The sequence below is a fragment of the Zoogloea sp. genome, assembly GCF_044344315.1.
In the GTDB taxonomy this organism is placed as follows: domain Bacteria; phylum Pseudomonadota; class Gammaproteobacteria; order Burkholderiales; family Rhodocyclaceae; genus Zoogloea.
Genome location: NZ_JBIJDC010000004.1, coordinates 46,524 through 60,430, shown reverse-complemented (window position 1 = coordinate 60,430; position 13,907 = coordinate 46,524). Strand labels below are relative to the sequence as shown.

At 66.6% G+C, this 13,907-nt stretch carries 12 protein-coding genes; 10 read left to right on the top strand and 2 right to left on the bottom strand.

Going from position 1 to position 13,907, the window contains the following annotated elements:
• Positions 1 to 23: 23 nt before the first annotated feature.
• Entirely contained in the window at positions 24 to 5,588 is a 5,565-nt protein-coding gene (locus tag ACIQ09_RS01820) for a PAS domain S-box protein (protein WP_398305219.1), read from the bottom strand.
• Between the two features lie 185 nt (positions 5,589 to 5,773).
• Here ACIQ09_RS01820 and ACIQ09_RS01815 point away from each other — a divergent pair, with 185 nt between their 5' ends.
• From ACIQ09_RS01815 to ACIQ09_RS01805, 3 genes are all read left to right on the top strand, one after another.
• Entirely contained in the window at positions 5,774 to 5,905 is a 132-nt protein-coding gene (locus ACIQ09_RS01815; RefSeq protein ID WP_398305216.1) for a hypothetical protein, read from the top strand.
• A 174-nt stretch (positions 5,906 to 6,079) separates the two neighbouring features.
• The gene (locus tag ACIQ09_RS01810) at positions 6,080 to 6,514 is read left to right on the top strand and encodes a cyclic nucleotide-binding/CBS domain-containing protein (RefSeq protein ID WP_398305213.1); all 435 of its coding nucleotides are present in this window, start codon (positions 6,080 to 6,082) and stop codon (positions 6,512 to 6,514) included.
• A gap of 135 nt (positions 6,515 to 6,649) precedes the next feature.
• The gene (locus ACIQ09_RS01805) at positions 6,650 to 7,249 is read left to right on the top strand and encodes a riboflavin synthase (protein WP_398305210.1); all 600 of its coding nucleotides are present in this window, start codon (positions 6,650 to 6,652) and stop codon (positions 7,247 to 7,249) included.
• Positions 7,250 to 7,255: 6 nt separating this feature from the next.
• Here ACIQ09_RS01805 and ACIQ09_RS01800 read toward each other — a convergent pair whose 3' ends face one another.
• Positions 7,256 to 8,128 (bottom strand): NF038132 family protein, encoded by an 873-nt coding sequence (locus tag ACIQ09_RS01800; protein WP_398305207.1) that lies wholly within the window; start codon positions 8,126 to 8,128, stop codon positions 7,256 to 7,258.
• Between the two features lie 532 nt (positions 8,129 to 8,660).
• On the opposite strand from ACIQ09_RS01800, the gene ribBA reads away from it, so the two are divergent.
• From ribBA to recA, 7 genes are all read left to right on the top strand, one after another.
• Positions 8,661 to 9,761 carry a bifunctional 3,4-dihydroxy-2-butanone-4-phosphate synthase/GTP cyclohydrolase II gene (gene ribBA, locus ACIQ09_RS01795; protein ID WP_398305204.1) on the top strand — a complete coding sequence of 367 codons (1,101 nt, stop codon included), beginning with the start codon at positions 8,661 to 8,663 and terminating at the stop codon, positions 9,759 to 9,761.
• A 27-nt stretch (positions 9,762 to 9,788) separates the two neighbouring features.
• Positions 9,789 to 10,259, top strand: coding sequence for a 6,7-dimethyl-8-ribityllumazine synthase (ribH, locus tag ACIQ09_RS01790; RefSeq protein ID WP_398305201.1), 471 nt, complete (start codon positions 9,789 to 9,791; stop codon positions 10,257 to 10,259).
• Entirely contained in the window at positions 10,256 to 10,732 is a 477-nt protein-coding gene (gene nusB / locus ACIQ09_RS01785; protein WP_398305198.1) for a transcription antitermination factor NusB, read from the top strand. The genes ribH and nusB overlap by 4 nt, the downstream gene beginning before the upstream one ends.
• A gap of 31 nt (positions 10,733 to 10,763) precedes the next feature.
• Positions 10,764 to 11,732 (top strand): thiamine-phosphate kinase, encoded by a 969-nt coding sequence (thiL, locus tag ACIQ09_RS01780; RefSeq protein ID WP_398305195.1) that lies wholly within the window; start codon positions 10,764 to 10,766, stop codon positions 11,730 to 11,732.
• Positions 11,729 to 12,208, top strand: a complete 480-nt coding sequence (locus ACIQ09_RS01775; RefSeq protein ID WP_398305192.1) for a phosphatidylglycerophosphatase A — start codon at positions 11,729 to 11,731, stop codon at positions 12,206 to 12,208. The genes thiL and ACIQ09_RS01775 overlap by 4 nt, the downstream gene beginning before the upstream one ends.
• Complete coding sequence (gene pncC, locus ACIQ09_RS01770; protein ID WP_398305287.1) at positions 12,205 to 12,693, top strand: nicotinamide-nucleotide amidase; 489 nt, start codon at positions 12,205 to 12,207, stop codon at positions 12,691 to 12,693. Before ACIQ09_RS01775 ends, pncC begins: the two co-directional genes overlap by 4 nt.
• A 161-nt stretch (positions 12,694 to 12,854) precedes the next feature.
• Entirely contained in the window at positions 12,855 to 13,886 is a 1,032-nt protein-coding gene (gene recA, locus ACIQ09_RS01765) for a recombinase RecA (RefSeq protein ID WP_296407151.1), read from the top strand.
• The last annotated feature ends 21 nt before the right edge of the window (positions 13,887 to 13,907 follow it).

The window sequence follows — 13,907 nt, the reverse complement described above, 5'->3', positions numbered from 1 at the left end:
CCCTCCCCGCCCGGGAGGGCGCGTCAGCGGTCCTGCGGCCCGCTGCGCAGCCAGCGCAGGAGGGTGGAGTAGAGCCGGTCCGGCTCCACCGGTTTGGACAGGAAGTCGTCCATGCCGGCGGCCATGCACTGAGCCCGGTCTTCGGCAAAGGCATTGGCGGTCATGGCGACAATGGGCAGGCGCCGCCCACCCGCCATGCGGCGGATCTGCCGGGTTGCCTCCAGCCCGTCCATCTCGGGCATCTGCATGTCCATCAGGACGAGCTCGAAGGTCGAGTTGCGCACCATGTCCACGGCTACCGCGCCATTGCCGGCCACGGCCACATCGAGGCCGGCGTCCTGGAGGAAGAGCCGCGCCACTTCCTGATTCACCGGCTCGTCCTCCACCAGCAGGATGTGGGCGCCCGCGTATTCGCGGCGCAGAATCGCTTCGGCCCCCACCGCGGGCCCCGGCACCGACACGACGTGGGGAATGTTGCTGCCGATCCCGAGCCAGGCGGTGAACCAGAAGGTGCTGCCGACCCCCGGGGTGCTGTGGGCACCGGCCTCGCCGCCCATCAGCTCGGCCAGGCGCCGGGTGATGACCAACCCGAGGCCTGTCCCCCCGTACTTGCGGGTATTCGACGCATCCGCCTGCTCGAAAGCCCGGAACAGCTTGGGCAGAGCCTGCGGTGAAATGCCGATGCCCGTGTCGCGAACCTCCACCCGCAGCAGCAGGCGCTCCCCCTCCCGCTCGGCCACACGGACGGAGAGGGTCACGGACCCCACATCGGTGAACTTGACCGCATTGCTGGCCAGATTGAGCAGGGCCTGGGTGAGGCGCGTGGCATCGCCGCGCAGCAGGCACAACAGGGGTTCGCACTGTACCGACAGCTGCAGGCCTTTGGCGTTGGCCTTCTCCTGGACCATGGACGCCACATTGGCCACCAGGCTGTCGAGGGCGAAGACGCCTTCCTCAAGGAGGAATTTCTCGGCCTCTATCTTGGACAGGTCGAGGATGTCGTTGATCACCGCCAGCAGGTGGCGGGCGGCGTTGTCGATCTTGCCGAGCTGTTCCGCCTGACTGGGGCTGGCACCTTCGCGCTGCATGATGCGGGCCATGCCGAGCACCGCGTTGAGGGGCGTGCGGATCTCGTGGCTCATGTTGGCCAGAAAGGCGCTCTTGGCGCGGCTGGCGCTCTCGGCGGCCTCCTTGGCCAAGGCCAGTTCCCGGGTCCGGGCCTCCACCAGGCTTTCCAGCTGGAGACGATGGCGGGCCAGCTCGACCTCGTTGCGCTTCTGTTCGGTGATGTCCTGCTTGATGCCGAGGTAATGGGAGACGCTGCCATCGGCCCGGCGCACCGGCGAGATGACGGCCGCCTCCACGTAGGTTTCGCCGCTCTTGCGCCGGTTGAGCAGCTCGCCACGCCATACCTTGCCCTCCTTCAAGGTGTCCCACAGGTCACGGAAGACTTCCGGGGGCGTATCACCGGAGTGCATGATCCGCGGGTTCTGGCCGCGCACCTCGTCGAGGGTGTAGCCGGAGGCCTGCTCGAAGGCTTTGTTGACGTAGAGGATGTGCGCATCCAGATCGGTCAGCACGATGCTGCCCGGGCTCTGCTCCACCGCGGTGGACAGCATGCGCAGCTGCTCCTCGGCCCGTTTGCGTTCAGTAATGTCGGAGAACATACAGGCGAACTGCCCGGGGCGGGGCGAATAATAGTGGTTTTCGTAGTAACGCCCGGTGGCCGCCACGTAGCCCTCCAGGCTGGCCTGCTGCCCCGACACCGCGGCCCGGACGTGGGCGTGGAACCAGAAGTCCTCCAGACCCGGGAAGAGCGCACGTACGCGATGGCCGACGACCTGCTCGCGACTCAGACCCATGATGCGCGAATAGGCCGGATTGACGTCGAGGAAACGCCAGTCCACGGGCTCACCCGCCGCATCGTTGATCAGCTCGGCCAGGAAAAAGCCCTCCTGCATGGACTCGAACAGGTTGCGGAATCGGGCATCGGCCGCCAGGCGCTCGTCCAGGGCACGCTTGCGCTCGGTGATGTCGGTGGAGATGCCGCACAGGGCGTAGATGCTGCCGTCCTCCCGGCGCAGGGGCAGCTTGATCGACAGATAACTGCGGGACTCACCGGTACGGCGGTCCACGTTGGTTTCCTCGACCTCGATGCGCTCACCCCCTTCGATGATTCGGCGGTCATTGGCACGCAGCTTGATGGCCGTGTCCTCGTCGAAGTAGACCGAGTCCGAGGTGCCGACGAGCTGCTCGCGGCGGGTACCGAACAGCTCGGCCACCGCCCGGTTGGCATAGGTGTAGTGGTAGTCGTGGTCCTTGATGTAAATGCAGGCGCCGACGTTGTCGAGGATGGTCTCGAGCATGTCGTCGCTCTGCCGGCGCAGGATCTCGGCCAGGCGCCGGGCCGTAACGTCAAGGACGATCCCGATATAGCTGCCGATCCGGCCATCCTCGCCCACCACCGGCTGCCCCCGGCACATCAACCAGCGCGGCGGCGTGCCCGCCGGCAGGCAGAGCTGGTATTCCGCTTCGAAGCCCTCGCCCCGGCTGCTGGCGGCATTGATCGTGGCCTCCACCCGGTCCCGGTCATCGGGGTGGATGGTGTTGCGCCAGGCCTCGTAGGATGGCGTGCATGACTGGGCCGGGATGCCATAGAGGTCCCACAACTCATCGGACCAGTAATTGTTGTTGCTTTCCAGGAACCACTCCCATGAGCCGGCCCGGGCGGCATCCAGGGCCAGGCGCAGGCGCCGCTCGCTGGCCCGCAGCAGGGCTTCGGAAAGGCTGCGCTCGGTCACGTCGGACACGGTCGCCAGCACATGCTCGGCGCCGTCCAGCTCAAGGCTGCTGAGACTGATCTCGATGGCGATCTCGTCACCCGACTTGCAGCGTCCGCGCAGGTTGCGCCGGGACATCAGCGCATTGGCCTGCCCCGGCGCGTTGCGGTAGCGCTCCCGATGGGCGCCGTGGGCACCCCGCAGGGCGTCGGGCACCAGCAGATCGACGGACGCGCCAAGGAGCTCACCCGGGGCATAGCCGAACATACGCTCCAGCGCCGGATTGACCAGCGCCATCCGCCCTTCCGGATCCACCACCACCAGGCCCTCCACGCTGGAGTTCCAGACTTGGCGAAAGCGGGCCTCGCTGTCGGCCTGGGCGGCCTCGGCCCGGTGCAGGTCGGAGATGTCGGTGAAGGTCAGCACCGCACCGGCCTTGTCCCCCAGCTCATTGCGATAGGGATCGATCTGCATCAGGTAATGGAAGCCGCGCTGATGCACGTGCTCGACCCGGGAGTCGCCACTACTGACCACCGTGCCGACCCACTCCCGGAGCTGGGGCAGATCCAGGTGGCAGGGCACGCCGTAGAGAAACTGACCGATGTCGTTGGGCAGCAGCCCGAAGATCCGGCTGGCCAGAACGTTGAAGCGGGTTACCCGCCCGTCCCGGTCCACCACCACCAGGCTGGTGCGGATGGAGTTCTGGATGTTGCCCAGGGTGGCGTTGAGCTGGACGTACTCAAGGGATTTGACCCGCAGTTCGTCGTTGAGAGTGGTGAGCTCCTCGTTGGAAGCCTGCAGCTCCTCGTTGGAAGACTGCAGCTCTTCGCTGGAAGACTGGATTTCCTCATTCAGGGACTGCAGTTCCTCGTTGGACACCTCCAGCTCTTCGATCACCGTCTGCAGGTGGGCACGGGTGTCGGCCAGTTCCTCACGCAGGCGGGCGATCTCGTCCATGGCATCCACCGGCAGCAAGACCGCCCCCCCGGCGGCCTCCACCGGCGGGTGCACCGGACTTTCTTCGAAGCTGATCAGCACCGCCGCCTCGCCGGCATCCTCCGGCCCGGCCAGGCGCCGCAGCACCGGACGCACGCGCAGGGTCTGCCCACCGAGCTGGACCAGCACCCCGCCGCCTTGCAACACCTCGGCCTTGTCCTGGCGCATGCGGTAGCACAGGGCCTTCAGCTCACCACGCAGCTCGGGCAGACACAGGGAAAACACCGAGAAGTCGGCACGGGCCACGGGCAGGGAGAAATAGCGCCGGCTGGCGCCGAAGAAATGCAGGGGCGCGAATCCGGCATCCACCAGCACCCCCGGTGGACCGTAGGCCTCAAGCATCAGGCTGCGACTGTGCTCGACCAGGTTGTGTGCCGGATTGCTCTGGGCCGGAGACACGGCCACCGGCCGTGCCGGACGCTCGGCGAGCCCGAGCCGGGGAGCGCGGACCACGCGTACGCCGGACGCGACCCGCCGCCGGTAGAGCTTGACGGCCGGATCGATGGCCTCGAAAAGCCCGGCAGCAGCCCCCACCGACTCCGACTGGCCCAGCAGCAGCAGCCCTCCCGGATTGATAGCGAAGTGAAAGGTACGGATCAGCTCGGCCTGCTGGGCCGGCTTGAAGTAGATCAGGATATTGCGGCAACTCACCAGATCCATGCGGATGAAGGGCGGGTGGCCGGTGAGGTCATGGGCGGAAAACACGCACAGCTCGCGCAGGCCCTTGACGACGCGCCAACCGCCGCCGTCCGGCCGGAACCAGCGCTTGCGACGCTCCGGGTCGAGGCCGGCCAGATCTGCCGTTGCGTACACGCCCGCGCGGGCGAACTCCAGAGCATCCTGGTCGATGTCCGAGGCGAAGACCCGCAGCTCCCTTTGATCCAACCGATCACCGAGGATCTCGGCGAGCAGGATGGCGACAGAGTAAGCCTCCTCGCCGGTGGCACAGGCCGGCACCCACACCCGGAGGGCATCCCCCGGGCGCTTGGTCGCCGCCAGGGTACGCAGGCTGCGCCCCAGCGCATCAAAGACAGCCCCGTCACGGAAGAAGGAAGACACCGAGATCAGGAAACTGTGCTGCAACTGGGCCAGCTCCCCGGGATCGGTCTGCACGTGGGCGAGGTAATCCTCCAGACACGAGAAACCCATGCCCTGGCTGCGCCGCAGGGTCTGGCGCCGCAGGGTGTTCTCCTTGTAGAGGCTCAGGTCCACGCCGGTTTCCCGGGAGGTCAGGGCCAGCAGGGTGCGGAAGGCACGGTCCTCAGCTTCGGTGCGCTGTTCGGCGAGGCTGTCGAGACGGGCGCCGATATCGTTGAGCCATTCGGCCACGGCCTCCAGCGCCTCCGCACCTTCGTCCGCCAGGTAAAGCACCACTCCGCCCGCAGCACGGATGGCCCGCGCCCCCGCGCTCTCTTCACTGCCCCGCGGCGCCGGCAGCACGCCCACTACCGCCTCAATGCCCAAGCCAGCGGCCGATGCAAGCAGCCGGTCGAGCAGGGCGGCAGACGTCTCTTCGGGGCCGGCAGGCAAGACGCCCAGCCCATCCCCGTGAAAGATCAGGACCTGCCCGGGCGGACACACGTGGACGCAGTCTACGCCTGGGAAGTCGCCATCCACAGCAAGGCGCACCGGCAGGCGGCAATCCGCCTCAAGCACATCGATGGGCAGGGGCTCGGCCAGCACAAAGGCAGCAAGCTCCTGCGGCGCAAGGCTCTGCAGCAGTTCCCGGACACGCCAGGGCCGGTCCGCAAAGCCCCCAAGGACCACCAGGCAAGGCCACTTGCCGGCATCCGGGGTACCGGTGCCCGCCATCCATATTCCCGTCATAGAGTGTTGCAAGTCGCCGAATGCAAGAAGCTGTCTCGCGATGGTATGCCGAAGCGGCGGGGTTTTCCATGGCATAGGTCAGGGGCGCATTCCAACGGGCTCGCACGCCCCTTGCGAAACCCGCCCGGACGTTCCATCATGAAGCATCAACCCGATCCGGAGATGCCGACATGATTCGTTCCCTTGCCCTGCTGCTCGCCCTGGCCCTGGGTTTCACCGCGGGCGCTCAAGCCTGTGGCGACAACGCCAAGCACACCAAGCCCGACATGAGCAAACCGGCGGCCCCCAAGACAGGTACCTGACAGGCCAAAAGCACAAGGGCGCCTGCAAGCGCCCTTTTTTACATCCGGAACGCCCCAAGGCCGCAAACACGCATCCGGGGCTGCCACCCACGCGGAGGCGCGTGGGATCTTTTGTTCCTGACCGCCTTTTCCTGTTTCAACGCATCGGCCATTAAACCCATAAAGGAGACACCTATGCCCAACAGAACCCTGAGTCAGGTCGTGGAAGGCCAGACACTGATTTCCGCCATCGCCGACACCTCCGTCCGTGCGGCGGCCATCGCCATGGCCAACAGCAAGGTCGGCGCCATCATGGTGGTGGATGACAAGGGCCAGCTCGCCGGCCTGTTCACCGAACGTGATGTGCTCAACCGGGTCGTGGCCAAGGGGCTTGATCCGGACAAGACGCCCCTGTCGGCGGTCATGACCAGCACGCTGCAGACGGCCTCTCCCGACAAGCCCCTGGCCCACGCCCTGCACATGATGTTCGAAGGCGGCTTCCGCCACGTGCCTGTCGTCGAGAACGGTCGGCCGGTAGGCATGGTTTCGGCCCGCAACGCCCTCGGCCTGGAGATCTGCCAGTTCGAGAAGGAGCTGAAGGACCGCGACCACATCGCCGAGATCCTCTGAGCGCGGCATCCACCCACGCCCCGAAAGGCCCCGCAAGGGGCCTTTCTCCGTTCACGACGCCCTCCCCGGCACGCCCGGGCCCGGCCAAATCGCCTAAGATTGCGCTTTCCCCACCATCAAGAAAGCGTCAAGCCCATGTTTTCCGGAATCGTTGCCGCCACCGGCCGCATCCTGAATGTGTCCCCCCTTGAAGAAGGCGTGCGCCTCACGGTGGACGTCGGCACCCTGGATCTGGACGATGTGCAACTGGGTGACAGCATCGCCAACAGCGGCGTATGCCTCACGGTGATTGCCCGGGACGGCAACACCGTCCAGTTCGATGTCTCCCGCGAAACCCTCAACTGCACAGTCGGCCTGGATGCCCCCGGCGAGGTCAACCTGGAGAAGGCCCTGCGTCTGGCCGACCGCCTTGGTGGTCACCTGGTGACCGGCCACGTGGACGGCCTCGGCGAAGTGCTCCGCTTCGCCCCGGTGGGCGAGAGCCATGAACTGGTGATCCGCGCACCTGCCGCCCTCGCCGGCTACATCGCCCGCAAGGGATCGATTACGGTGGATGGCGTCAGCCTGACCGTGAATCAGGTCGATGGCTGTGACTTCTCCATCAACCTGATTCCCCACACGGTGCAGGTGACCACCCTGCGCCGCCTGGCGACCGGCAGCAAGGTGAACCTGGAGATCGACCTGATCGCCCGCTACTGCGAGCGCCTGCTCAGCATGGACCGCAGCGCGAGCTGACCGGAATCAGCCACGCTTGCGGCGCAGCCCGCCCATCAGGCCCAGGCCCAGCAGCGCCAGGGCCGACGAGGCCGGCGCCGGCACCGTGCTTGAGGGCGGCGTCGTGGCGTCCGGGAAGCGCGCCTGATCCAGACCGGAGAAGTCGAAGGCCAGCGCCGAATCGAAGACTTCGTCGCCCCAGTTGACGACGCCAAACTCCAGGACGAAGTTGCCTGCGCCGGTAAAGGTGTAGTCGGAGTGGATCCAGCCCGACGGGCCGCACGTGTTCGCTGCATCCCAGCAGAAGCCGCTGGATGCCCCGAGCGGGTCCCACACGGTGCTCGACACATTGAAGCCGATCGACGCGCCATCGTTGAGCACCGCATCGAGCTCGTCCGGCAGGCTGTTGTCCTGCTGCCGCTTCAGCACATCCCCCGGCACCACATTGCCCCGCGCCGAGTTGGTGCTGCGGGCGGTGAACAGCCACGCCGCCGTGGTGTTCGTGCCGGCCGTCACCAGCCGCGCCCAGGCGTAATCCTCGTAGCCGCGGCCATCGGTGGAGATGTAGTTGAAGTTCAGGGACAGGGTGTCGTTGGCCTGGGCGCTGAAGACGCTGGAGACCACCGTGGAGCCGTTGTTCGCCGCTTCATTGCCCTTGCCGTCGGTCTTGAGCAGCAGCGGGGAGACGCCCGACACGCCGCCGGCGGTGGAGACGTAACCGAAGCGGGCATTGCCCGTCGGCGAGGTGGTGACGGTGCTGTCGCCGGCAATCAGACCGGTGGCGCCAGTGGCAGCCCAGGTGGTGCCGTCGAGGGACAGCACGGCTGCCTGGGCGACCGGGGCAAGCACCATGGCCGCAAGCCCCCAGGCGAGCTGCACTGAAGAAGACCGGAGTTTCATTGTTTTTCCCTTCCCTTGTTGTCTCGTCCGTCGGGACGTTTCGGTGCGGTGCCGATTGACCGGATGCACACCCGTGCGACCCCGCGGCACAGACATAAGCGCAAACCTCGTGCCACCACCCGTCACACCAACAAGCCACTGATATCAAATACTTTTCCGCCGAAAAACGGCGCCTGACCGACGCGCAGGGGCAAAGAGCCCAGAAAAATCGGGGCATTTACCCCACTTCTGGGGGTCGGCCGCACCGCCGGATGCCCGCCCGCCAGGCGACGCCCGGAATCCTGCCCGCGCGGCAGGAACGGCTTACGGTGGATAAAGTCGCGCTTGGCCGCCCGGGTGTGGGAAAATGGCCGGCCCAGGAAACACTTGACGGCCTGACTGCCCGCTGTCGATCCGACAGGGCACTCAGCACCATGCTCATGAATCGCAGAAGATCACTGAAGAACCCGTCGTTGCGGCCAGGCGGGCCTGTCGCCCGCGAACACGCGCGCCTCCAGGGTCAGCACTCACCCCTTGCCGGAGAATCCTTGCCATGAGCGCACTCGCCCCCATTCAGGACATCATTGCCGACATCAAGGCCGGCCGGATGGTCATTCTCGTGGACGAGGAAGATCGGGAGAACGAAGGCGATATCGTCATCGCCGCCGAGTTCATCACCCCCGAAACCATCAACTTCATGGCCAAGCACGCCCGCGGCCTGATCTGCCTCACCCTGACCGAAGAACGCTGCCGCCAGCTGGGCATCAACCACATGGCGCGGGACAACCGCAGCCAGTTCAGCACGGCCTTCACGGTGTCCATCGAGGCCGCCGAGGGCGTCACCACCGGCATCTCCGCGGCCGACCGGGCACGTACCGTGCAGGCCGCAGTGGCCCGTCATGCCAAGGCCACCGACATCGTCCAGCCAGGCCACATTTTCCCGATCATGGCCAAGCCGGGCGGCGTGCTGATCCGCGCCGGTCACACCGAAGCAGGCTGCGACCTGGCCGGCATCGCCGGGCTGGAGCCCGCATCCGTGATCTGCGAGATCATGAACGACGATGGCACGATGGCGCGCCTGCCGGAACTGATCGAGTTCGCCAGGGAACATGATCTCAGGATCGGCGCCATCCGCGACCTCATCGAGTATCGCGCCCGCACCGAAAAGTTGGTCGAGAAGGTCAGCGAGAAGAACGTGGATACCCCCTACGGCCCCTTCCGCCTGTCGGCCTTCGAGGACAAAACCTCTGGCGAAGTGCACCTGGCCATGGCCTTTGGTGACATCCGCCCCGAGGTGGACACCCTGGTCCGCGTCCACGAGCCCGTCTCGGTGCTCGACTTCCTCGACCCCGCCAGCGGTCGCCACAGCTTTCCGGTGGATGCCGCCCTCAAGCACATTGCCGAGCACGGCCACGGTGTCATCGTGCTGCTCTACCGCCCCCAGACCGGCCAGGATCTCCTGGCCCAGCTGTCCGGTGAAGCCAGCGCCAGCCGCCCCGCCCAGAAGTGGGATCCGCGCCTGTTCGGCATCGGCGCGCAGATCCTGTCCGGCCTCAATGTGGGCCGGATGAAGATCCTCGCCAGCCCGCGCAAGATCCCCAGCATGGCCGGCTTCGGCCTGACCGTCGTCGGCCACGTGGCGCCTGACGCCTGACGCCCAGCCTCACTTACAGGACATCCCATGCCCCGCTACGAAAACATCCGTGAAATCGAACCGAACCTGGACGGCCGTGGCCTCCGCGTCGGTGTCGTCATGTGCCGCTTCAACCTTGACGTCTGCGAGGGCCTGCTGTCCTCGTGTACCGCCGAGCTGCAACGCCTCGGAGTCGCCAGCGACGCCATCACCATCGCCACCGTGCCCGGCGCCCTCGAAGCACCGCTGACCCTGCAGGTCATGGCCCGGAGTGGTCGTTTCGACGCCCTGGTCGCCCTCGGTGCAGTGATCCGCGGCGAGACCTATCACTTCGAACTGGTCTCCAATGAACAAGGCGCCGGCATCAGCCGCGTCACCCTGGATACCGGCGTGCCCATCGCCAACGGCATCCTCACCACCGAAGACGACGACCAGGCCCTGGCCCGCATGCAGGTCAAGGGTGCCGACTGTGCCCAGGCCGCCGTCGAGATGGCCCGTCTCCTGAAGGCACTGGCATGAGCACCCCCAACAAATCTCCCCGCCGCCGCGCCCGCGAGTTCGCCCTGCAGGGCGTCTACCAGTGGCTGCTGAGCCAGGCCCAGCTCACCTCCATCGAAAGCCAGCTCGGCGAAGTCGGCGGTTTCGACAAGTGCGACCGGGATCTCTTCCTCGGCCTGCTGCGCGGCACCATCAGCAACGCGCCCGAGCTGCAAGTGGGCTTCGCGCCCTACATCGATCGCCCGCTCAATGAGCTGTCGCCGATCGAGCGCGGCATCCTGCTGATTTCCACCTTCGAGCTGATCCACCGCCCGGAGACCCCTTACCGGGTCATCATCAACGAGGCCATCGAACTGGCCAAGGGCTATGGCGGCACCGACGGGCACAAGTTCGTGAACGGCGTACTCGACAAGCTGGCCGCCCGCGTGCGCACCGACGAGGTGGAGGCCAACGCCCAGCAGCGCCGCGCCGCCCGCAACGGCGACCAGGGCTGAACCCGGCACTGACGGCGCCCAGCCCATCGCGATGCCCTCCGAATTCGCCCTGATCCGCCGTCACTTCACCCGCCCTGCCCGTCATACTGACCTGGCAGTCGGCGATGACGCCGCCCTGATCCGCGCCCGCCCCGGCATGCAGCTGGCCATCTCCACCGACATGCTGGTGGCCGGCACCCACTTCTTTGCCGATACCGACCCGGAAGACCTGGGCTGGAAGACCCTGGCGGTGAACGTCTCCGACCTTGCCGCCATGGGCGCAGAACCGCGCTGGGTGGTGCTCGCGGCGAGCCTGCCGAGTGCCGACGAAAGCTGGATCGCGCCCTTCGCCAAAGGCTTCTTCGCCTGCTGCGAGGCCTTCGGCATCGATGCCATCGGTGGCGACACCACCCGCGGCCCGCTCAACCTGTGCCCGACCATCTTTGGCGAGGTGCCGGCTGGCCAGGCCATCACCCGCAGCGGCGGCCGGCCGGGCGATGACCTGTGGGTGTCCGGCGCACCGGGCCGGGCCGCCCTCGGTCTGGCTCACCTGAAAGCCGAAGTCCGGCTCGCTGCCGACTGGCGCAGCAACTGCCTGGCGGCCCTGCAACGCCCCCAGCCCCGGGTCGCCCTCGGGCTGGCCCTGCGCGGTATGGCCACGGCCATGCTCGATGTCTCCGACGGCCTGCTGGGCGACCTGGATCACATTCTCGAATTGTCCGCGGTCGGCGCCGAGGTGGATGAGGCCGCCCTGCCCCTGGCGCCGCTGATCGCCGCCTGTGGCGACCCGGCCCGGGCCTTCCAGGCCTGCACCGCCGGCGGCGACGACTACGAGCTGCTGTTCGCCGCACCTGCCGAGCGCCGCGCCGAACTGGCCGCCCTGTCGGCCCGCCTCGACCTGCCCCTGCACCGCATCGGCCGCCTCACCGCCACAGCAGGCCAGCTGCAACTGCGCCACGCCAATGGCCAGCTCGACGACCTGGCCGTCCGCGGCTACGACCACTTCGGCCGCAACACATGAAGCCGACCCTGCGCTTCCTGGTGTCCGACCCAGCCCACTTCATCGCCCTGGGCTTCGGCTCCGGGCTGATGCCGAAAGGCCCGGGCACCGCCGGTACCCTGGTCGGCTGGCTGCTCTTTCCCTTTGTGCGTGCGCCCCTGTCCGACCCCCTGTTCGGTGGGCTGCTGCTGGCCAGCTTCCTGTTCGGCATCCTGGCCTGCGAGCGTACCGGGCGGGCCCTCGGGGTGGCCGATCATGGCGGCATCGTGTGGGACGAGATCGTTGCCATCTGGCTGGTGCTGTGGCTCACCCCACCCACCCTGGCCTGGCAAACCACCGCCTTCGTGCTGTTTCGCTTCTTCGACATCGTCAAACCGCCCCCCATCCGCTGGGTGGACGAGCGCACCCGCGGCGGTCTGGGCGTGATGTTCGATGACCTGCTGGCCGCCGGCTATACCCTGCTGGTGCTGGCTCTTCTCGTGAGGTTGATTGCCTGATGGACGCCCGCCTGGAAACCCTCTCCCACCTGGTCGGCGAGCGCCTGCAGGCCCGCGGCTGGCGACTCGCAACCGCCGAATCGTGCACCGGCGGCTGGGTCGCCGAGGTGGTCACCGCCACCGCTGGCAGCTCGGCCTGGTTCGACTGCGGATTCATCACCTACTCCAACGATGCCAAGTGCGCCCTGCTGGGCGTATCGCCCATGACCCTGGCACGCCATGGCGCCGTCAGCGAGCAGACTACCGCCGCCATGGTGCGGGGCACCCTCGAACGGGCCGAGGCCGACCTGGCCTTATCCATCTCGGGGGTAGCCGGACCCACCGGCGGCTCGCCGGAAAAACCCGTGGGCACGGTGTGCTTCGGCTGGGGCCGCGCGGGTGAAACGCCAGGCACCGCAACCTGTCATTTCGATGGAGATCGGGAGTCCGTGCGCTACCAGGCCGTGATCTTCGCCCTCGAAGAGCTGCTGCGCCGCTACGCCTGAACGGCAGCAGGGAGCCCCCCTGCGATCAAGGTAGACCTTTGCCGATAACTGTATAAAATATCAGTATCGCGCAAGCACACTCTGTACCTGCTGCAGCGCGTCCACCCGCACGCAAACTCTGTGCCATAATCTCCAAAACCCTTTCAGCAAGGATCAGACAGATGGATGACAACAAGGCCAAGGCCCTCGCCGCCGCGCTTTCCCAGATCGAAAAGCAGTTCGGCAAGGGTTCTATCATGCGTCTCGGCGACGGCGAGGTCGAAAGCGACATCCAGACCGTCTCCACTGGCTCGCTGGGTCTCGACATCGCCCTCGGCATCGGCGGCCTGCCGCGCGGTCGGGTCGTCGAAATCTACGGCCCGGAATCCTCCGGCAAAACCACCCTCACCCTCCAGGTGGTGGCCGAAATGCAGAAGCTCGGCGGCACCGCCGCCTTCATCGATGCCGAACACGCCCTTGACGTCACCTACGCCCAGAAGCTGGGCGTGAACGTCGGCGAGCTTCTCATCTCCCAGCCCGACACCGGCGAACAGGCCCTCGAAATCGCCGACATGCTGGTCCGCTCCGGCGGCGTCGACGTGGTGGTCATCGACTCGGTCGCAGCCCTCACCCCCAAGGCGGAAATCGAAGGCGAGATGGGCGATCAGCTCCCCGGCCTGCAGGCCCGCCTGATGTCCCAGGCCCTGCGCAAGCTCACCGCCAACATCAAGCGCACCAACACTCTGGTCATCTTCATCAACCAGATCCGCATGAAGATCGGCGTGATGTTCGGCAGCCCCGAGACCACCACCGGCGGTAACGCCCTCAAGTTCTACGCCTCCGTGCGCATGGACATCCGGCGCATCGGTACCATCAAGAAGAACGACGAGGTGATCGGCTCCGAGACCAAGGTCAAGGTCGTCAAAAACAAGGTCGCGCCCCCGTTCCGCGAAACCCTGTTCGACATCCTGTATGGCGAAGGCACCTCCCGCGAAGGCGAGATCATCGATCTGGGCGTCACCCACAAGTTCGTGGACAAGTCCGGCGCCTGGTATGCCTACAACGGCGAGAAGATCGGTCAGGGCAAGGACAACGCCCGCGAATTCCTGAAGGCCAATCCGCACATCGCCCGCGAGATCGAGAACAAGATCCGCGTCGCCTGCAGCCTGCCCGAGATGGCGGTCATCCCGCCGGTCACCGCAGCCGCAGCCTGAAAGCCCCGAAGGCGAAAGCAT

Excerpts from the sequence above, each read along its gene's own strand:
- ACIQ09_RS01820 (WP_398305219.1), bottom strand. The coding sequence starts at position 5,588 with ATGGCGGGCACCGGTACCCCGGATGCCGGCAAGTGGCCTTGCCTGGTG.
- ACIQ09_RS01815 (WP_398305216.1), top strand. The coding sequence starts at position 5,774 with ATGATTCGTTCCCTTGCCCTGCTGCTCGCCCTGGCCCTGGGTTTCACC.
- ACIQ09_RS01810 (WP_398305213.1), top strand. The coding sequence starts at position 6,080 with ATGCCCAACAGAACCCTGAGTCAGGTCGTGGAAGGCCAGACACTGATT.
- ACIQ09_RS01805 (WP_398305210.1), top strand. The coding sequence starts at position 6,650 with ATGTTTTCCGGAATCGTTGCCGCCACCGGCCGCATCCTGAATGTGTCC.
- ACIQ09_RS01800 (WP_398305207.1), bottom strand. The coding sequence starts at position 8,128 with ATGAAACTCCGGTCTTCTTCAGTGCAGCTCGCCTGGGGGCTTGCGGCC.
- ribBA (WP_398305204.1), top strand. The coding sequence starts at position 8,661 with ATGAGCGCACTCGCCCCCATTCAGGACATCATTGCCGACATCAAGGCC.
- ribH (WP_398305201.1), top strand. The coding sequence starts at position 9,789 with ATGCCCCGCTACGAAAACATCCGTGAAATCGAACCGAACCTGGACGGC.
- nusB (WP_398305198.1), top strand. The coding sequence starts at position 10,256 with ATGAGCACCCCCAACAAATCTCCCCGCCGCCGCGCCCGCGAGTTCGCC.
- thiL (WP_398305195.1), top strand. The coding sequence starts at position 10,764 with ATGCCCTCCGAATTCGCCCTGATCCGCCGTCACTTCACCCGCCCTGCC.
- ACIQ09_RS01775 (WP_398305192.1), top strand. The coding sequence starts at position 11,729 with ATGAAGCCGACCCTGCGCTTCCTGGTGTCCGACCCAGCCCACTTCATC.
- recA (WP_296407151.1), top strand. The coding sequence starts at position 12,855 with ATGGATGACAACAAGGCCAAGGCCCTCGCCGCCGCGCTTTCCCAGATC.